Source organism: Thiomonas sp. FB-6 (genome assembly GCF_000377645.1).
In the GTDB taxonomy this organism is placed as follows: domain Bacteria; phylum Pseudomonadota; class Gammaproteobacteria; order Burkholderiales; family Burkholderiaceae_C; genus Thiomonas_A.
This window is the reverse complement of record NZ_KB898475.1, coordinates 138,450-156,387: the sequence shown is the minus strand read 5'-3', so window position 1 is coordinate 156,387 and position 17,938 is coordinate 138,450. Positions and strand designations below refer to the sequence as shown.

The window sequence follows — 17,938 nt, the reverse complement described above, 5'->3', positions numbered from 1 at the left end:
CTTGATCTGGGGCAAACGGGGCACGCTCGCGCGTACCCCGCCCCCTATGCGCCTCTCAAGAAAGCGCCGGGCCGGGCGCAGCCCGGTCCTGGGGGCGCTCAGATGCGGAAGCGGCGCATCAGCTCGCGCAATTGCACGGCCTGGTCGTTCATGCTCTCGGACGTCGCCGCCAGCTGCTCGGAAGACGCGGCGTTCTGCTGGGTCACGCTGCTGAGCTGCGCCACCGCGGTGCTGATCTGCTTCATGCCGGATGCCTGCTCCTCGGCCGCCGCGCTGATCTCGCGCACCAGGTCCGAGGTGCGCGCGATCGCCGGCAGCAGCGCCTCCAGGCGCGAGCCCGCCGTCTCGGCCTTCTCCACCGTGGACGAGGCCAGCTGGCCGATTTCCTTGGCCGCGGCCTGGCTCTTCTCGGCCAGCTTGCGTACCTCGGCGGCCACCACCGCGAAGCCCTTGCCGTGCTCGCCGGCGCGCGCCGCCTCGATGGCCGCGTTCAGCGCCAGCATGTTGGTCTGGTAGGCGATGTCGTCGATGATGGAAATGCGCTCGGCGATCGAACGCATCGCCTCCACGCTCTCGGCCACCGCGGTGCCGCCCTCGCGCGCCTGCTGGGCCGCGTCCTCGGCGATGGAATCGGTCTGGCGGGCGTTGTCCGAGCTCTGCTGGATCGACGCCGAGGCCTGCTCCACCGTGGCCGAGGTCTGCTCCACGGTGGCCGCCTGCTCCGAGGTGGCCTGCGACAGCCCCTGCGCGGTGGCCGAGACCTGGCGCGCCGAGCTCTCGATGCCTTCCGAGGCCTGCGACACCGAGACCATGGTCTGGGTGAAGCGCGCCACCATGGACTGCGCCGAACGCAGGATGGCGCTGATCTCGTCGGAGCCGTCGGCGTCGAAGCGCACGCTCAGGTCGCCGGCCTCCAGCTTCTGGAAGGTTCCCATGCCGCGTTCCACGTCACGCCCGATGCGCCGCACGATCCAGGTCGCCAGCGCCAGCAGCAACAACACCATGACGCCCGAGACGATGATGCCGCCCAGGCTGTTCTGCCAGGCCGCCGCGTCGATGTCGTCCACGTAGTCGCCGGTGACGAGGGCCCAGTGCCAGGGCGCGTAGGTGCCGACGTAGGCCAGCTTGGGATAGTCCGACTGGGTGACCCCGCCGCCCGCCTTGGGCTTGGGGAACTGGTATTCGACGTAGCCCGTGCCGGCTCGCGCCACGTCCACCACGGCGCTGAACAGGTTGAGCTTTCCGTCGGTGGCGACCGGGGCCTGGCCGTCGACCTGATAGCCGGTCGAGGTATCGAACTTGGGCGAATCCATCACGTGCCCATCCATCTGCGGCAGCATGGGATGCATCAGCATCTTCGGATAGGGAACGTCGTCGTTGTTGATGCTGAAATAGCCGGTCTTGCCGTAGCGCATCTCCTTCACCGCGGCCATGGCCGCCGCCTGCGCCTGCGCTTCGGTCATCTTGCCTTGCTGCACCTGGCCGGCGTAGTACTTCACCGCGCCCAGAGCGGTCTCGGTGGCGTTGCGCAGCATGATCCTGCGCTCGGCCAGCAGCGCCGCCCGGCCATGGTTCACGTTGAGCACGGTGATCACCGCCATCGAGGCGATGAACAGCGCGGCCAGCAGCACGAAGCTGCGGCGGATGTCGAGCACGAACAGACGGCGCGTGGCCATGGCAAGCCCTTGAACGAGGGAAAAAAGGCGAAATATTAATCCCCGACAAACTCCCGCGGGGACGGGAAGGGGGCCGCAAGGCCGGCAGATACTACCGGATGTTTCTTGCGCTCCGGGCGGGACTGATGCGCCCATGCAACACCCATCGACCCGGCGGCACGGCCGTCCGGCCCCGCGCTGCCGGCCCGAGGCCGGGCCGGCAGCATCGCCTCAGGCCGCCCCGTAGCCCCCTCCTCCGGGCGTGAGGATCTCGAACACGTCGCCGGGCTGCATCTGCACGCTGGCCGTGGGGCCCAGCAACAGCTCGCTGCCGTCGGCGCGCAGCACGCGGTTCACACCGGGCGCGCCCGGCGCGCCGCCGCGCAGGCCGAAGGCCGGGCGCAGGCGTCCGTTGGACAGGATGCTGGCGGTCATCGGCGCGAGGAAGCGAATGCGCCGCGCCCCGCCCTCGCCGCCCTGCCAGCGCCCCTGCCCGCCGGAGCCGCTGCGCAGGGAGAAGCCCTCCACGCGCACCGGGAAGCGGAACTCCAGCACCTCCGGATCGGTCAGCCGGGAGTTGGTCATGTGGGTCTGCACCACCGAGGTTCCGTCGAAACCGTCCACCAGCTTGCCGTCGGCGTCGAACACCCCGCCGGCACCGGAGCCGCCGGCGATGGTCTCGTAGTACTGGCGCCGCTCGTCGCCGAAGGTGAAGTTGTTCATCGTGCACTGGCTGGCCGCCTGCACGCCCAGGGCGCCGAACAACGCGTTGGTCACGCACTGGGAGGTTTCCACGTTGCCGGCCACCACGGCGGCCGGATGGCGCGGCGCCAGCATCGAGCCCTCCGGGACGATCACCTGCAGCGGCTTGAGGCAGCCGGCGTTGAGCGGAATGTCGTCGTCCACCAGACAGCGGAACACGTACAGCACGGCCGCCGTGGTCACCGCGCGCGGCGCGTTGAAGTTGTTGTCCAGCTGCGCCGAGGTGCCGCTGAAGTCGATCACCGCGCTACGCGCCTGGGCATCGACGCGCACCGCCACCTGGATGCGCCCGCCGTTGTCCAGGTCCAGCGTGTAGCTGCCGTCGCGCAGCGCGCCGATCACCCGGCGCACCGCCTGCTCCGCGTTGTCCTGCACGTGGCGCATGTAGGCGCGCACCACCGGCAGCCCGTAGGCCTCCACCAGCCGCAGCAGCTCGGCGGCGCCCTTGGCATTGGCGGCGATCTGCGCCTTCAGGTCGGCCAGGTTCTCCTGCGGGTTGCGTGCCGGCAGCGGCCCCGAGCGCAGCAGTTCCAGCACGCGCTGCTCCTGCAGCACGCCCTGTTCGACCAGCTTGACGTTGTCGAACACCACCCCTTCGTCGTCGATGGTGCGCGAGTCCGGGGGCATGGAGCCCGGCGTGAGCCCGCCGATGTCGGCGTGGTGCCCGCGCGAGCCGACGTAGAACAGGATCTCGCGTCCCGCGGAGTCGAACACCGGCGTCACCACGGTCACGTCCGGAAGGTGGGTGCCGCCGTGGTAGGGGTCGTTGAGCAGGTACACGTCGCCCGCACGCACGCTCGCGGCGTTGCGCTCGATCACGGTGCGGATGCTCTCGCCCATGGAGCCCAGATGCACCGGCACGTGCGGCGCGTTGGCGATCAGGTTGCCCTGCTGATCGAACAGCGCGCAGGAGAAGTCCAGGCGCTCCTTGATGTTCACCGACACCGCCGTGTTCTGCAGCTGCGCCCCCATCTGTTCGGCGATGTTCATGAACAGGTTGTTGAACACCTCGAGCAGCACCGGGTCGGCTTCGGTGTCGCAGTCGCGCGCGTCGCGGCGCGGCACCGTGCGCACCAACTCCACGTGGTCCAGCGGCGTGATCTCGGCGCGCCATTCGGGAGCCACCGTGATGGTGGTGTTGGCGTCCACGATCACCGCCGGCCCCTCGACATGGTGCCCGGGCTTGCAGTCGCGACGCAGCACCAGCACCGCCGGGTGCCAGGCGCCCTGGTGGAACAGCCGCATCGACTGCGCCACCGGCGCGGCGCTGCGGCGCTGCGTGTCCTGCGGCCGCTCGTGCATCTCGCTGCCGCCCGCGATGGCCTCGACCGAGGCCGATTCGACGATCAGCGCACGCCCCTGCAGCAGGTGGGCGAAGCGCTGCAGGTAGGCCTGCTCGAAGCGCTCGCGCATGCGCGGCGGCTCGCCGGGCTCCACGGCCAGCGCGGTGTCGGTACCCTGGTAGCGCAGCAACACGCGCTCGACGGTGCGCACGCCGGAGGCCTCCAGCCCCTGCGCCACCAGGGCTTCGCACGCCTCGCCGCGCAACTCGTCGAGCACCTGCAGCATGCGCGCATGGCCGCCGGCGTCGAGCTGCTGCTCCACGCTGCGCTCGCGCATCGCGCTCTGGTCGGCCAGGCCCATGCCGTAGGCCGACAGCACGCCGGCCAGCGGGTGGATGTAGACCCGGCTCATGCCCAGCGCATCGGCCACGCGGCAGGCCACCTGCGCGCCTGCGCCCCCGAAGCACTGCATGGTGTAGCGGGTGACGTCGTAGCCGCGGGCCACCGAGATTTTCTTGATGGCGCCGGCCATGGCCTGCACCGCGATGTCCACGTAGCCCTCGGCCACGCCGACGGGGGTCTGCACCCGCCCGGTCTGCGCCTCGATGCGCGCGGCCAGTTGCGAAAAGCGCTCGCGCACCACCTCCTCGTCCAGGGGCTGTCGGCCATCGGGCCCGAACACCGCCGGGAAATGCTCGGGGCGGATCAGGCCCAGCATGAGGTTGGCGTCGGTGATGGTCAGCGGGCCGCCGCGGCGGTAGCAGGCCGGCCCCGGATTGGCGCCGGCCGAATCCGGCCCCACGCGCATGCGGCTGCCGTCGAAATGCAGGATCGAGCCGCCGCCGGCCGCCACCGTGTGGATGCTCATCATGGGCGCGCGCACGCGCACGCCGGCCACCTGGGTCTCGAACACCCGCTCGTATTCCCCGGCGTAGTGCGAAACGTCGGTGGAGGTTCCGCCCATGTCGAATCCGATCACCCGGGCGTGGCCGGCCAGCTCGGCGGTGCGTGCCATGCCGACGATCCCGCCGGCCGGGCCCGACAGGATGGCGTCCTTGCCGCGGAATGCGCTGGCCTGGGTGAGCCCGCCGCTGGACTGCATGAACAACAGGCGCACGCCGGGCATCTGCGCGGCCACCTGGTCGACGTAGCGCTGCAGGATGGGCGAGAGATAGGCGTCCACCACGGCCGTGTCGCCGCGGGAGACGAATTTCATCAGGGGCGAGCTCTCGTGCGAGGGGCTGACCTGCGTGAAACCCACCTCGCGCGCCACCCGCGCCGCCAGCGCCTCGTGCGCGGTGTGCTTGTAGCCGTGCATGAACACGATGGCCACGGCGCGCAAGCCGCGCGCGTAGGCCGCCTGCAGTTGCTCGCGCAGCCCGCCGGCGTCCAGCTCGCGCACCACGGCGCCCTCGGCGTCCACCCGCTCGTCGACCTCCAGCACCTCCTGGTAGAGCAGTTCGGGCAGCACGATATGGCGCTCGAACAGGCGCGGACGGTTCTGGTAGCCGATGCGCAGCGCGTCGCCGAAACCGCGCGTGGTCACCAGCAGCACCGGCTCACCCTTGCGCTCCAGCAGCGCGTTGGTGGCCACCGTGGTGCCCATGCGCACGCATTCCACCAGCTCCGGCGTGATGGGCTGGCCCTCGGCCAGGCCGAGCAGGCGGCGGATGCCGGCCACGGCCGCGTCGCGGTACTGCTCGGGGTTCTCCGACAGCAGCTTGCTGGCCACCAGCGAGCCGTCGGGACGGCGCGCGACGATGTCGGTGAAGGTGCCCCCGCGATCCACCCAGAACTGCCATTTCATGTCGATTCCTCTCGTTTGCTCGTTGCCGCGACGCCCCGTGTCGCGCCGCTCGCGGGCGAACCCGCCCCTCGCGGCCCCGCAAGGCAGCCGCGTTCGTCGAAACCATGGACCGGCCGGCGCGCCCGGCCCTCTACATGCCGTCCTCTACCCGCTGCCCGCTACAAGCCCAGGTAGGCGCGCCGCACCTCGTCGTCGTTGCGCAGCTCCTCGGCGCTGCCGTGCAGCACGATCTGCCCGCTTTGCAGCACGTAGCCGCGCGCCGCCAGGTCCAGCGCCATGGCGGTGTTCTGTTCCACCAGCAGCACAGACAGCCCCTGCTCGCGGTTCAGCCCGGCCAAGGCTTCGAACACCTCCTCGACCAGCTTGGGCGAAAGCCCCAGGCTCGGCTCGTCGATGAGCAGCAGGCGCGGCCCGCTGAGCAGCGCGCGGCCGATGGCCAGCATCTGGCGCTCGCCGCCCGAAAGCGTGCCGGCCAGTTGCGCGCGCCGCTCGGCCAGGCGCCCGAACATTCCGTACACCTGCTCCAGGCGCCGCTGCACCTCGGCCTGGTCGTGCACGGTGAAGGCGCCCAGGCGCAGATTCGCTTCCACGCTCTGGCGCGCGAACACGCGCGCTCCTTCCGGAATCATCGCCAGTCCGCGCGAGACCAGGCGGTGGGGAGGCGTGCCGGTGATGTCCTCGCCGTCGAAGCGCACGCGCCCGGCCCGCGCGCGCACGCTGCCCACCGCGGCGCGCAGGGTGCTGGACTTGCCCGCGCCGTTGGCGCCCAGCAGGGCCACCACCTCGCCGCGCCCGACTTCCAGCGACACGCCGCCCACCGCGCGCACGCCGCCGTAGGCGACTTCCAGGTCCTCGATGCTCAGCATCGCTTCGGATGAATGCTCAGACACGATGCTTGCTCCCCAGGTAGGCCTCGATCACCAGGGGGTCGCGCACGACCTCCTGCGGCGAACCCTGCGCGATCAACTGCCCGAAGTTCAGCACCAGCACGCGCTGCGCCAGGCGCATCACCACCTCCAGCACATGTTCGACGATCAGCAGGGTCACGCCCTGGGCATGGATCTCGCGCAGGATCTCCGCGAGCGCGATCGCCTCGCCCGGGTTGAGCCCACCGGCCACCTCGTCGAGCAGCAGCAGCCGCGGCCCGGTGGCCAGCGCCCGCGCCAGCTCGACGCGCTTCTGCCCGGCCACGTTCAGCGCCGCCGCCCGCTCCTGCGCGCGCCCGGCCAGGCCCACGCTGCGCAACACCTGCTCGGCATGGCGCCGCGCGTCGGCGATGCGCCGGTGGCGCAGCAGCGCGCCGACCATGGTGTTCTCCAGCACCGTCATGTCCCCGAAACTGCGCGGGATCTGGAAGGTGCGCGCCAGCCCCAGCCCGGCCACCTGCTCCGGACTCAGGCCGACGATGGAATGCCCGTCGAAGCGGATGGCGCCGGAGGTGGGCGCGTAGCTGCAGGCCAGGCTGTTGAACAGCGTGCTCTTGCCGGCGCCGTTGGGGCCGATGATGGCCAGCCGTTCGCCCGCTTCCACCGCGAAGCTGACGTCACGATTGGCGGTCAGGCCGCCGAAGCGCTTGCACAGCGACTCAACCTCGAGCAACGCCATGGCGCCTCCTCAGGGTGGTCAAGCCGCCGGGAAGGAACATCGTGACGGCCACGATCACCAGGCCGTACACCAGCACGTCGGCGCCGCCGCTGGAGCCCCCCCAGGCGGCGCGCGACACCTCGCCCAGCGGAATCAGCAGCGCCGCGCCCAGCCAGGGGCCGTACAGCGAACCGGCCCCGCCCAGGATGGCCACCAGCACGATCTCCACCGAGGTGGACAGGCTGAACATGGAATCGGGGTCGATGAACCCCACGTAGATGGCGAAGAACCCGCCCCACACCCCCGTCAGCGCCGCCGACAGGGCGAAACCCAGCAGCTTGCAGCGCTGCGCCGGCACCCCCAGGCTGCGCGCGGCCGCCTCGTCGCCGCTGATGGCGCGCCAGTAGTAGCCCAGGCGCGAACGCGAACTCCCGTACACCACCGCGAAGCTCAGCAGCGCGAGCACCACCGCCAGCAGGTAATAGGGCATGCGGTTGCGGAACAGCAGCATCCACGGGTGGTTGCCGATGGGCACCGAAAGCCCGCTGGCCCCGCCCGCCCACGACAGGTTGGTGACCCCCAGCAGTCCGATCTGCAACAGCCCGATGGTGATCATGGCGAAGTAATGCCCCGACAGGCGCAGCGTGGGCGCGGCGATCAGCCAGGCCACCGCGGCGGCGGCCAAGCCGCCCAGCGGGATGCCCAGCAGCGGCGACAGGTGCAGGTCCAGCATCAGCAGCACCGTGGTGTAGGCGCCGACTCCCAGGAAAAAGCCGTGCCCGAAGGAAATGCGCCCGAGGAAGCCGCCCACCAGGCTCCACGAAGCCCCCAGCGCGCCGAACAGCAGGGTCTTGAACAGCACCTGCAGGATGAAGGCGTCATGGGTGAACAGCGGGGCCAGCGCCAGCAGCAGCGCCAGCCCGGCCGCCAGCAGCAGCGGCAGGCGCTGACGCCAGCGTCCCGCAGCGGGTTCCAGAGAAAGATCAGGATGCATGTCACCACCGTCCGAACAGGCCGCGCGGACGCCACCACAGCACGGCCACGAACAACACGAAAATGCCCAGGGTCTTCAGCGCCGGCTCGATCAGGTAGCCGGTGAAGGATTCGATCAGCCCGATCAGCAGGCCGGCCAGCGCCGCGCCCAGCAGGGAGCCGAAGCCGCCCATGCACACGGCCACGAAGGCCAGCAGCCCGAACACCGCGCCCACCGAGGGGAAGATGTAGAAAAAGCTGGTCAGCAGTGCCCCCACCAGGCCCACCACGGCACTGCTGAGCATCCACACCTGCGCGTCCACGCGCTGCGGCGAGATGCCGACGAAGGCCGCGACCTCGCGGTCCTCGGCGACCGCCTGCAGCGCCTGGCCCCAGCGCGTGCGGTAGACCAGCCAGAACACCACGGCCACCAGCGCCAGCGCGATCAGCGCGGTGACGAACTGCGGACGTCCCAGGTGCACCCCGGTGATGGTCACGCTGCCCGACAGGAAGGTGTGCGACAGGTTGCGGTAATTGGGCGTGAAGGCGATGGCGGCCGCCTGGCGCATCACCAGGCCGAGCCCGAAGGTCGCCAGGATCACCGCCGTCGGCGGCCCCTTGCGCAGGCGCCGGATGATCAGCGCGTACACCCCGAAGCCGAAAAAGCCCAGGACCACCGCCACCAGCGGCGCCGACAGCAGCGGATCCAGGTGCGCCAGCGTAAACAGCCAGTAGGCCGCGTACATGCCCAGCATCAGGAACTCGCCGTGCGCGAAATTGATCACGTCGGTGATGCCCCAGATCAGCGCCAGGCCCAGCGCCACGGCCGCGTACAACAGTCCGTCGAGCAACCCTGAATAGAGTGCCTCGAGCATAGTTCTCCTCCCTCCCCCTTCGATGATCCGGGCGGCGCGCGCGGGCGCGCCGCGCTTGCCGCCCGGGTGCTGCGCGCGCCTCAGCTCCAGGCGAACGGCAGCTTCGGCAGCGCCTTGTCGTGCTTGAACTGCGTCGGCCACACGGTCTTGTAGCCCGGGCCTTCCATCTGCAGGATCAGGCCGGCGCCGCGCTGGTTCTGGCCCTTCGCGTCGAACTTCACGCCGGGCCAGGGCATGGCCACCTGCTCGTAGCCCAGATCGGTGGCGATCAGCGCCTTGCGGATGGCCTCCGGATCGGTGGAGCCGGCGCGGTTGATCGCGTCGGCCAGCACCAGCACGCCGGCCATCGAGCGCGCGTTGTTGCCGTTCAGGTCCTTGCCGGTGCGGGCGTGGTAGAGCGCGTTGATGCGGTTGAGCACCGGATTGGTCTGCGCGATGTCGGTGGCCCACACGTCGCGGGTCAGGATGCCCTGCGCCTGGGGACCGGCCTGCTTGACGAAGGCCGAGTCGATGAAGCCGGCGTCGTTGGCCAGCAGCACCGGCGGCGCGTACTTCATCTCGCGCATGGTGCGCACGAACAGCAGCGCGTCCGAGGTGTAGGAGGCGAAGATCGCCACGTCCGGCTTGGCCGCGGCCAGCTTGCTCACCTCCGCGCTCAGCGACGGGGAGCCCGCGGTGTAGGCGATGCCGGCCACCACCTGGCGCTTGAACTGGGGCGCGAACTTCTGCACCGCCTTGTAGGTGTTCACGCCGAAGTCGGTGTTCTCGTAGACCACCGCGATGCGCTGCGTCGGCACCTGCTGGATGGTGCCGAGGAAGTCCATCATGTTCTGGATGAAGGTCTCGTCGTTCGGCGTGGTGCGGAAAAACCACTTGTAGCCGCGCTCGGTCAGCGAGGGGCTGCTGGACTCCCCGTTCAGGTAGGGAATGCCGCGCTGCTCGGCCACGCGGCTGCAGGTCTCGGTGACGTTGGACTGGTAGGCCCCCGTGAGCGCCACCACCCCCTGCTCGTCGATCAGGCGCTGCGCGTCGGCCAGGCCCGTCGCTGGGTTGCCCTGGGAGTCGGAGAACACCACCTCCAACTGGCCGCCGCCCAGGCGCGGCAGCCCGGAGCCGGCCGCCAGCGGAATGGTCTTGAGATCCGGGTGGGGCTTGTTGACGATGTCCACCGCCAGTTCGATGGCGCTCTTGATGTCCTGGCCGGTCGACGCCAGCGCGCCGGTCAGGGGATAGATCGCGCCGATGCGCACCGGCTTGCCCGCGGCTCGCGCGGGAACGATCGAGGCCGTGGTCAGGCCTGCGGCAATGACACTGAGCAATTCGCGGCGCTTCATCATTCCTCCCTGTGTGGTCTGTAAGTCCAAGCTTCAACAAAGCCCGCGGCCGCCGAAAGCGGCCCCGGGAATCAAAAACTGGCGAGCTGGCTGTTGCGCAGGTCGGTGACCAGCATGTAGCCCGGCGCGTGGGTGATGCACAAATCGGGCCTGGCCTCGGCCACGGCCGCCTGCGGGGTCACGCCGCAGGCCCAGAACACCGGGATCTCATCGGGCCCGATGGGCACGGGGTCTCCGTAGTCCGGGCTCGCCAGGTCGCGGATGCCGATCTGGCGCGCATCGCCCAGGTGCACCGGGGCTCCGTGCACCGCCGGGAAGCGCGAGGTCACCTGAATGGCGCGTATGGCCTGCGCCGCCTTGAGCGGACGCATGGACACCACCATCGGCCCGCGGAAGGGCCCTGCCGCCTCGGTGGCGATGTTGGTGCGGTACATGGGCACGTTGCAGCCCTGCTCGACGTGGCGCACCGGCAGCCCGGCCTCGATCATCGCCTGCTCGAAGGAAAAGGAGCAGCCGATCAGGAAACTCACCAGATCGTCGCGCCAATAGGAACGCACGTCGGCCACCTCGTCGGCCAGGCGGCCGTCGCGGTACACGCGGTAGCGCGGCAGGTCGGTGCGCAGATCGATGTCCTCGCCCATGGCCGGCAGCGAGGGATCGCCGGCCTCGCCCACCGCCAGCAGCGGACAGGGCTTGGGATTGCGCTGGCAGTACAGCAGGAAGTCCTCGGCCAGCACGCGCGGCAGCACCACCAGGTTGCCCTGCACGTGCCCGGGCGCCAGGTCGGCGGTGGGCGAACTCAGCGCGCCCGAGCGCGCCGCAAGGCGGACCCGATACGGGGTGGACAGGCCGGGCGAGGCGCCCGGTGCCGGATTGCGGATGTTCGCCATACCCTCTCCTTGTTGAGGGGGCATTTCAGCGCCCGGTGCGGGAGCTGTCCAATCACGTGTTTGGATGACAGGTGATAAGTTTGGCTAATCAGTATTTGCCCTGATGCAAAAGCGCGTCTTCTCGCGCGACCCGCAAGGCCGCCTGCGCCACCGCGCGCGGCACCAGGTCGGTGGCGCCGTGGCGCCAGCAGGCGGTGTAGCGCAGCGAGGGCAGCGGCGGCCCGGCGACCTCGAGCATCACCAGGCTGCCGTCGGCCAGCGCACGGTGCGCCGAGATGGGCGCGATCACCGCGGTGCCGATGGCGTCCTGCGCCATGCGCACGATCACGCTCAGCGCCGCGCTGCCGTACATGCGCAGCGGCTCCACGCCGGTGGCGTGCAGCATCTTGCGCACTTCCCGGTGCGGGTCGGTGGACGCGGGATAGGTGATCACCGGCCAGTCCCCGAGGCGGCGCAGCGGCACCGGCGAGCGCCCCACCGGCAGCTTCGGGCTGGCCAGCCAGCGCAAGGGGTACTCGCACAGCTCGAGGTTGTACACATGGGGCTCGGTCATCGGGCCGAGCAGGAAGGCCAGGTCCAGCTGGTGGTTGTTGATCTGCTCCTTGAGCAGGGTCGAGGTGTCGACCTGCACGTCCATCAGCAGCGCCGGGTAGACCTCGTGCAGTTGCTCCATCAGGCGTGGCAGCCAGGTGTGCACGATGGTCTCCGACACCCCAAGGCGCAAGGTGCCGCGGATCACGCTCTCGCTGCGCGCCGCCTGCTGCAGCTCCAGGCGGGTGCGCAGCATGCGCTCGGCGTAGGGCAGCAGTTCCTGGCCCTTGGGCGTGAGCGCCACGCCGCGCGCGTCGCGGTCGAACAGGCGCACGTTGAGCGCTTCCTCCAGCGCGTGGATGCGCTGCGAGATCGCCGGCTGCGTCGCGTGCAGCTTCTCCGCGGCGGCACGGAAGCCCCCCAGGGTCGCCACCCAGTAGAAGGTTTCGATGTTGCGTAGCTCGACCATGGTGGGCGCGGCCCGGGACGGCGCTGCGGGAGTGGGGCGGAAGTCTGCGATGGTAGCCACTGCGGGCGCGCCGAATCGAGCGACAATGGCCCGATGAACCCGCCCGACGACTCCCCGCCGCAGATCATCCCCGCCCACGAGGCCGTGCTGGGCGAAGGCATGCGCATCGCGCGCGCGCTGCCCAGCCGCCACCGGCGCATGGTCGGCGCCTGGTGCTTCCTGGACCATTTCGGCCCGGCCGAGGTGTCGCAGGGTCAGGGCATGCGCGTGGGCCCGCACCCGCACATCGGGCTGCAGACCGTCAGCTGGCTGGTGGAAGGCGAGGTGCTGCACCGCGACAGCCTGGGCTCGCTGCAGGCCATCCGGCCCGGCCAGCTCAACCTGATGACCGCCGGGCGCGGGATTTCGCACTCGGAGGAGTCGCCCGCGCAGCGCTCCCCGCTGCTGCACGGCGCGCAGCTGTGGATCGCGTTGCCCGAGGCGCAGCGCGCCTGCGAGCCCGCCTTCCAGCACGTACAGGAACTGCCGGTGCTGCGCCACCAGGGGCTGCAGGCCAGCGTGATGATCGGCGAATTCCTGGGCGAGCGCTCGCCGGCGGCGGTGCACAGCCCCCTGCTGGGCGTGGAGCTGCTGTGCGAAGGGCCGGTGGAAGCGGTGCTGCCGCTGCGGCCCGATTTCGAATACGCGCTGATGATGCTCGAGCACGAGGCCTGCTTCGACGGCCAGGCGCTGGGCATCGGCAGCCTGCTGGTGCTGGGCGCCGGGCGGCGCGAACTGCGCGTGGCCGCCGGCGCGGCCGCGCGCTGCCTGCTGATCGGCGGCGCGCCCTTCGGCGAGGACATGCGCATGTGGTGGAACTTCGTCGCCCGCACGCCGCAGGAACTGCGCCGCGCCAGCGAGGACTGGAACGCCGGCGCCGACTACTTCGGCCAGGTGCACGGCTACGACGGACGGCGCCTGGAGGCGCCGCTGCCCCCCGGCTAGCATTCCCGTTTTCCGAACCGGAGATTTCGATGAACGATACGCAGCGCTTCGAGCGCGGCATGGCCGTGCGCACGGAGGTGCTCGGCAGTGCCCACGTGGAGGCCTCGATGCGAGGGGCCGACGACTTCAGCCGCGAGATGCAGCAACTGGTCACCGAATACGCCTGGGGCGAGATCTGGTCGCGCCCCGGGCTGGCCCGGCGCGATCGCAGCCTGCTCAACCTGGCGATGCTGACCGCGCTGAACCGCCCCCACGAATTGCGCGTTCACCTGCGCGGCGCGCTGAACAACGGCCTGAGCAAGGACGAGATCAAGGAAGTGTTCCTGCAGGCCGCCGTGTACTGCGGCGCGCCCGCAGCGCTGGACAGCGTCCGCGTGGCGCGCGAGGTGTTCGCCGAAATGGGCGTGTAGGCGGCCCCTCGGCCCCGCAGTGAATCAGGGGGCCGAACGCCGCGGCAAGCGCGCCAGGGCGGCCTCCACCTCTCGCCAGACTCCGCCACAAAGGCAGCGGTAGACAAGCCGACTCGCGAGGTAGGCGGCACGGCCGCGGACTCCACGCGCGCGTCGTGCGATGACCCTTCGCGCTTCACGCTTGACCCAGTCCGGATCGAAGCCCTCGGAAAGGCTGGGGGTCGTCCCCAGCAGGTTATGCCCGCAAACGATGGCGACCTCCCCGAAAAAGATCTCCCTGAGATCCCTCAAGGGAAATTCCGCAAGGCGCGGGAAGTCCGCGTACGCCGCGACGTCCGCCGTCGTGAAGAAATCGGCCAGCTGCGTCCAGATGAACTCTCGATCATCCGGAGTCATCGAATTCCCCAGGTCCTGAATGCGCAAGCATGGACATCGCTAGACAACGCGAACGGCCCGCCATTTTCCGCGGAGCCGGGATCCCGTGGGCCGCGAAGGGAAACATAGCCTTGCTTGTGCGTTTCGAAGCCGAGCGTGAACGCGCACGCGATCCTCCCCACAGTCCATGCGGATTCGGAAGGATGCGAGGGGCAGGCCCCCGGGAGGGGCCCCCCGTTACTCGTAGCCCACCACCGCGTGGGGCACGTAGGGCGCCTGCAGCGCCGCCACTTCCTCGAGGCTCAGGCGCAGATCCACCGCGGCCACCGCGTCCTGCAGGTGCTGCGGCCTGGAGGCGCCGATGATCGGCGCGGTCACGCCGGGGCTTTGCAGCACCCAGGCCAGCGCGGCCTGCGCGTGCGGCACGCCGCGCTTCGTGGCGACTTCGTGCAGCGCCGCGGCCACGCGCGCATCGGCCTGCTCGGTGGCGCCGAACAGGCTGCGGCCGTATTCGTCGGTGCGCAGGCGCTCGGTGCTCTGGCCCCAGGGGCGGGCCAGGCGCCCGCGCGCCAGCGGGCTCCACGGGATCACGCCCACGCCCTGGTCGCGGCACAGCGGCAGCATCTCGCGCTCCTCCTCGCGATACAGCAGACTGAGCTCGGGCTGCATGCTCACGAAGGGTGTCCAGCCGTTGGCGCGCGCCACTTCCTGCGCCTTCGCGAACTGCCACGCGTACATGGACGAGGCGCCGATGTAGCGGGCCTTGCCGGCCTTGACCACGTCGTGCAGCGCTTCCATCGTCTCCTCGATGGGGGTGTGGGGGTCCCAGCGGTGGATCTGGTACAGGTCCACGTAATCCATGCCCAGGCGTCCCAGGCTGGCATCGATCTCGGACAGGATGGCCTTGCGCGACAGCCCGCCGACGTTGGGCGCGCGGCGCGAGGCGTAGTAGACCTTGGTGGCGACCACGATCTCCTCGCGGCGCGCATGCTCGCGCAGCACGCGCCCGAGGATTTCCTCGGAATGCCCGTCCGAGTAGGCGTTGGCCGTGTCGAAGAAATTGATGCCCAGCTCGAGGGCCTGGCGGATCAACGGCCGGCTGGCCTGCTCGTCCAGGGTCCAGGCGTGGTTGCCGCGGCCGGGATCGCCGTAGGTCATGCAGCCCAGGCAGATGCGCGAGACGCTCAGGCCGGTGCGGCCCAGACGTGTGAATTCCATGGCAGGCTCCGTGCGTGACGGGAGGTGAAAGCCGCCCGCGAAGCTCGGAGCTGCCGGGGACGACGCGATGCGATCAGCCTTCCAGCATAGCGAGCCCGCGCGAAGCTTGCAGGGTCCAGTGCGCGCCGCGGCGGGCCCTGCGCGCGACGCGCTCAGGAGCGCTGGTTGCGGGCCAGGAACTCGACGCAGGCCTCGATCAGGGCCTGCGGCTGGTCGCGGTGCGGCGAGTGTCCGCAATCCGGAAGCTCCAGCAGGCGTGCGTGCGGTACGCGGCGCGCGATGCCGCGAATCTGCTCCAGCGTGCCGTACGCGTCGTCCAGCCCCTGCACGGCCAGCAGCGGACAGGCGATGGTCTGGATCTCGCGCTCGATGGACCAGCTGCGGAAGCGCGCATCCAGCCAGATGCGGTTCCAGCCCCAGAAGGCCGAGTCGGGGTCGGCGTGGTGCCTCGCCAGGCGCTGGCGCAGGTCCGTCTCCAGGTAGGACTGGCGCGCCTTCTCGATGCTGGCCACGCTCAGGTCCTCCACCAGGATATGCGGCGCCAGCACGATGGCGCCGGCCACGCGGTGGCCCGCATGGGCGGCATGCAGCAGCGCGATGGAGCCGCCGTCGCTATGCCCGAACAGCCAGGGCGGCCGGCGCTCGACGTCCACGCCCAGCCCCTCCAGCAACGCGGGCAGCAGCTCCAGCGCCTGACGGTGCATGAAATCCGGGTCCCACAGTTCCTCCGGCCGGCGCGGTGTGGAACGCCCGTAGCCGGGCCGGGAGTACACCAGCCCGCGGCAGCCGGCGGCCTCGCACAGCTCGCGCGGGAATTCGCGCCACATGGACACGGAGCCCAGGCCCTCGTGCAGGAACACCAGCAGCGGCGCGTCGGCGCCGACCTCGCCCACCCAGCGGTACTCGATGTCCAGCTCGCGGTCCATCGCCCGCACGCGAAGCAGCGCACTTGCCGTCATGCGCCCCCCGCTTCGCGCTGGCGCAGGCGAAAGCGCTGGATCTTGCCCGTGGCGGTCTTCGGCAGCTCCTCGACGAATTCGATCAGGCGCGGGTACTTGTAGGGCGCCAGCCGTTCCTTCACGAAGGCCTTGAGTTCCTCGGCGCCGACCTGGCTGCCGTCCTTGCACACCACGAAGGCCTTGGTCTTGCCCAGCCCCTCGGCGTCGGTCACGCCGATCACCGCGGCCTCGAGCACCGCCGGATGCTGCACCAGCGTGGCCTCCACCTCGAAGGGCGACACGTAGATGCCGCTGACCTTGATCATGTCGTCGCTGCGGCCCGAGTAGGTGTAGCTGCCGTCGGAGTTGCGCACGTACTTGTCGCCGCTCTTGGTCCAGCCGCCCTGGAAGGTATCGCGCGATTTGGCGCGGTTGCCCCAGTACATCAGCGCGCTGGACGGGCCGTGGATGTACAGCTCGCCGGGCTCGCCGTCGGGCACCGGCCCGCCGTCGTCGCCGCGCAATTCGATGTCGTAGCCGGGCACCGGCCAGCCGGTGGTGCCGTAGCGCACGCGCTCGGGCTGGTTGGACAGGAAGATGTGCAGCATCTCGGTGGAACCGATGCCGTCGACGATGTCGGCACCGAAATGCGCCTTGAAACGCTGCCCGATCTCGGCCGGCAGCGCCTCGCCGGCCGACGAGGCCAGGCGCAGCGCCACGTCGGAGCGCGCGGGAAGCTCGGGGTGGGCGAGCATGCCCGAATAGCCGGTCGGCGCGCCGAAGAACACCGTGGGCCGCAGCCCGCCCACCTCGCCGCGCAGCCTGCGGAAGGTGGCCTGCGGCGTCGGGCGCTCGGCCATGAGCACCACGCTGGCTCCCACCCCCAGCGCGAAGGTCAGCGCATTGCCCAGGCCGTAGGCGAAAAACAGCTTGGCGGCGGAAAAGCACACGTCGTCCTCGCGCAGGCCGAGCACGGGTCGCCCGTAGAGCTGCAGGGTCCAGTAGGGATTCGCGTGCGAATGCACCGCCGCCTTGGGACGCCCGGTGGAACCGGAGGAATACAGCCAGAAGCCCGGATCGTCGGGCCCGGTGGGCGCGGCGCGGGCCAGCGGCTCCTGCGCGTCGACGAAGGCATCGAACTCGAACTCGCCGGCGTGCAGCGGCGCCACCGGGTGGGACACCACGACCTGGCGCACCTCGTGGTCGGCACGCACCAGGGCCGCGCTCAGCGCCGGCAGCACCGCGCCGGACACCAGCAGGGCCTGCGCACGCGAGTTCTCCAGCATGTAGGCGTACTCGTCGGCGGTGAGCAGCGTGTTCACCGCCACCGGGACGATGCCCGCGTACAAGGCGCCCAGGAAGGCCACCGGCCAATGGTTGACGTCCTGCATGACCAGCAGCACGCGCTCCTCGCGGCGCAGCCCGGCCGCGCGCAGGGCCGCCGCCGCGCGGCGCACGCGCAGCTCCAGCTCGCCGTAGCTCAGGCGCCCATGGTCGTCGACGTAGGCCGTCCTGGCGCCGCGCCGCGCATTGCAGTCCATCAGGTACTGCGCGAAATTGAAGCGCGGCGTCGCGCCGGGCGCGCGCTCCCAGGGAGCCTCGGTCGAATCGGGCGGGGCGTCTTGCACGGTGTTCGTCTCCTGTGGTCTGGGTCGGCGCCCCGGGGGCCCCGCACGCTCGATGTGCAACATCCTGCGCGAAGTCACTGTAGATTTTGAAATTCGCGATGTCAAGCACTATAGTGCATTTACCTAAAGCGGTCGCACAGAGAAACTCCGAAGCGAGCCTTGCAGGTCTCCAGAACATGCATTATGCTGCGTTTTCATCCGATCCAGGATTCTGCATTTTGCT

The 17,938-nt window shown here is 70.2% G+C and carries 15 protein-coding genes; 2 read left to right on the top strand and 13 right to left on the bottom strand.

Annotated features, from left to right (window positions below; translation table 11 throughout):
• Window positions 1-98: 98 nt before the first annotated feature.
• The 9 genes from D466_RS0107130 to D466_RS0107090 form a co-directional block, all read right to left on the bottom strand.
• Window positions 99-1,676, bottom strand: coding sequence for a methyl-accepting chemotaxis protein (locus tag D466_RS0107130; protein ID WP_018913025.1), 1,578 nt, complete (start codon window positions 1,674-1,676; stop codon window positions 99-101).
• Window positions 1,677-1,886: 210 nt separating this feature from the next.
• A complete protein-coding gene (locus D466_RS0107125; protein ID WP_018913024.1) occupies window positions 1,887-5,507 on the bottom strand; it encodes a hydantoinase B/oxoprolinase family protein in 3,621 nt (1,206 codons plus the stop codon).
• Between the two features lie 158 nt (window positions 5,508-5,665).
• Window positions 5,666-6,373 carry an ABC transporter ATP-binding protein gene (locus D466_RS0107120; RefSeq protein WP_018913023.1) on the bottom strand — a complete coding sequence of 236 codons (708 nt, stop codon included), beginning with the start codon at window positions 6,371-6,373 and terminating at the stop codon, window positions 5,666-5,668.
• Between the two features lie 16 nt (window positions 6,374-6,389).
• Entirely contained in the window at window positions 6,390-7,112 is a 723-nt protein-coding gene (locus D466_RS0107115) for an ABC transporter ATP-binding protein (protein WP_018913022.1), read from the bottom strand.
• Complete coding sequence (locus D466_RS0107110; RefSeq protein ID WP_018913021.1) at window positions 7,093-8,085, bottom strand: branched-chain amino acid ABC transporter permease; 993 nt, start codon at window positions 8,083-8,085, stop codon at window positions 7,093-7,095. Before D466_RS0107110 ends, D466_RS0107115 begins: the two co-directional genes overlap by 20 nt.
• Window position 8,086: 1 nt before the next feature.
• On the bottom strand, window positions 8,087-8,938 hold the full coding sequence (locus D466_RS0107105) for a branched-chain amino acid ABC transporter permease (RefSeq protein ID WP_026284996.1): 852 nt from the start codon (window positions 8,936-8,938) through the stop codon (window positions 8,087-8,089).
• An 80-nt stretch (window positions 8,939-9,018) separates the two neighbouring features.
• The gene (locus D466_RS0107100; RefSeq protein WP_018913019.1) at window positions 9,019-10,272 is read right to left on the bottom strand and encodes an ABC transporter substrate-binding protein; all 1,254 of its coding nucleotides are present in this window, start codon (window positions 10,270-10,272) and stop codon (window positions 9,019-9,021) included.
• Window positions 10,273-10,343: 71 nt separating this feature from the next.
• Window positions 10,344-11,162, bottom strand: a complete 819-nt coding sequence (locus D466_RS0107095) for a putative hydro-lyase (protein ID WP_018913018.1) — start codon at window positions 11,160-11,162, stop codon at window positions 10,344-10,346.
• Between the two features lie 88 nt (window positions 11,163-11,250).
• On the bottom strand, window positions 11,251-12,162 hold the full coding sequence (locus tag D466_RS0107090; protein WP_018913017.1) for a LysR family transcriptional regulator: 912 nt from the start codon (window positions 12,160-12,162) through the stop codon (window positions 11,251-11,253).
• Between the two features lie 93 nt (window positions 12,163-12,255).
• On the opposite strand from D466_RS0107090, the gene D466_RS0107085 reads away from it, so the two are divergent.
• Entirely contained in the window at window positions 12,256-13,146 is an 891-nt protein-coding gene (locus D466_RS0107085; protein ID WP_018913016.1) for a pirin family protein, read from the top strand.
• 29 nt (window positions 13,147-13,175) lie between these two features.
• The gene (gene pcaC / locus D466_RS0107080) at window positions 13,176-13,556 is read left to right on the top strand and encodes a 4-carboxymuconolactone decarboxylase (protein WP_018913015.1); all 381 of its coding nucleotides are present in this window, start codon (window positions 13,176-13,178) and stop codon (window positions 13,554-13,556) included.
• A 24-nt stretch (window positions 13,557-13,580) separates the two neighbouring features.
• Here the strand turns inward: pcaC and D466_RS0107075 are convergent, their stop codons facing one another.
• The 4 genes from D466_RS0107075 to D466_RS0107060 form a co-directional block, all read right to left on the bottom strand.
• On the bottom strand, window positions 13,581-13,979 hold the full coding sequence (locus D466_RS0107075) for a hypothetical protein (RefSeq protein WP_156004097.1): 399 nt from the start codon (window positions 13,977-13,979) through the stop codon (window positions 13,581-13,583).
• A gap of 189 nt (window positions 13,980-14,168) precedes the next feature.
• Window positions 14,169-15,149 (bottom strand): aldo/keto reductase, encoded by a 981-nt coding sequence (locus D466_RS0107070; RefSeq protein WP_018913013.1) that lies wholly within the window; start codon window positions 15,147-15,149, stop codon window positions 14,169-14,171.
• A gap of 152 nt (window positions 15,150-15,301) precedes the next feature.
• On the bottom strand, window positions 15,302-16,108 hold the full coding sequence (locus tag D466_RS0107065) for an alpha/beta fold hydrolase (protein ID WP_026284994.1): 807 nt from the start codon (window positions 16,106-16,108) through the stop codon (window positions 15,302-15,304).
• Window positions 16,105-17,628 carry a benzoate-CoA ligase family protein gene (locus D466_RS0107060; RefSeq protein ID WP_051083700.1) on the bottom strand — a complete coding sequence of 508 codons (1,524 nt, stop codon included), beginning with the start codon at window positions 17,626-17,628 and terminating at the stop codon, window positions 16,105-16,107. The genes D466_RS0107065 and D466_RS0107060 overlap by 4 nt, the downstream gene beginning before the upstream one ends.
• Window positions 17,629-17,938 lie beyond the last annotated feature (310 nt).

Coding starts and splice junctions, on each gene's coding strand:
- D466_RS0107095 (WP_018913018.1), bottom strand. CDS start 11,162: ATGGCGAACATCCGCAATCCGGCACCGGGCGCCTCGCCCGGCCTGTCC.
- D466_RS0107090 (WP_018913017.1), bottom strand. CDS start 12,162: ATGGTCGAGCTACGCAACATCGAAACCTTCTACTGGGTGGCGACCCTG.
- D466_RS0107100 (WP_018913019.1), bottom strand. CDS start 10,272: ATGAAGCGCCGCGAATTGCTCAGTGTCATTGCCGCAGGCCTGACCACG.
- D466_RS0107105 (WP_026284996.1), bottom strand. CDS start 8,938: ATGCTCGAGGCACTCTATTCAGGGTTGCTCGACGGACTGTTGTACGCG.
- D466_RS0107115 (WP_018913022.1), bottom strand. CDS start 7,112: ATGGCGTTGCTCGAGGTTGAGTCGCTGTGCAAGCGCTTCGGCGGCCTG.
- pcaC (WP_018913015.1), top strand. CDS start 13,176: ATGAACGATACGCAGCGCTTCGAGCGCGGCATGGCCGTGCGCACGGAG.
- D466_RS0107065 (WP_026284994.1), bottom strand. CDS start 16,108: ATGACGGCAAGTGCGCTGCTTCGCGTGCGGGCGATGGACCGCGAGCTG.
- D466_RS0107110 (WP_018913021.1), bottom strand. CDS start 8,085: ATGCATCCTGATCTTTCTCTGGAACCCGCTGCGGGACGCTGGCGTCAG.
- D466_RS0107130 (WP_018913025.1), bottom strand. CDS start 1,676: ATGGCCACGCGCCGTCTGTTCGTGCTCGACATCCGCCGCAGCTTCGTG.
- D466_RS0107070 (WP_018913013.1), bottom strand. CDS start 15,149: ATGGAATTCACACGTCTGGGCCGCACCGGCCTGAGCGTCTCGCGCATC.
- D466_RS0107060 (WP_051083700.1), bottom strand. CDS start 17,628: ATGGACTGCAATGCGCGGCGCGGCGCCAGGACGGCCTACGTCGACGAC.
- D466_RS0107120 (WP_018913023.1), bottom strand. CDS start 6,373: ATGCTGAGCATCGAGGACCTGGAAGTCGCCTACGGCGGCGTGCGCGCG.
- D466_RS0107125 (WP_018913024.1), bottom strand. CDS start 5,507: ATGAAATGGCAGTTCTGGGTGGATCGCGGGGGCACCTTCACCGACATC.
- D466_RS0107085 (WP_018913016.1), top strand. CDS start 12,256: ATGAACCCGCCCGACGACTCCCCGCCGCAGATCATCCCCGCCCACGAG.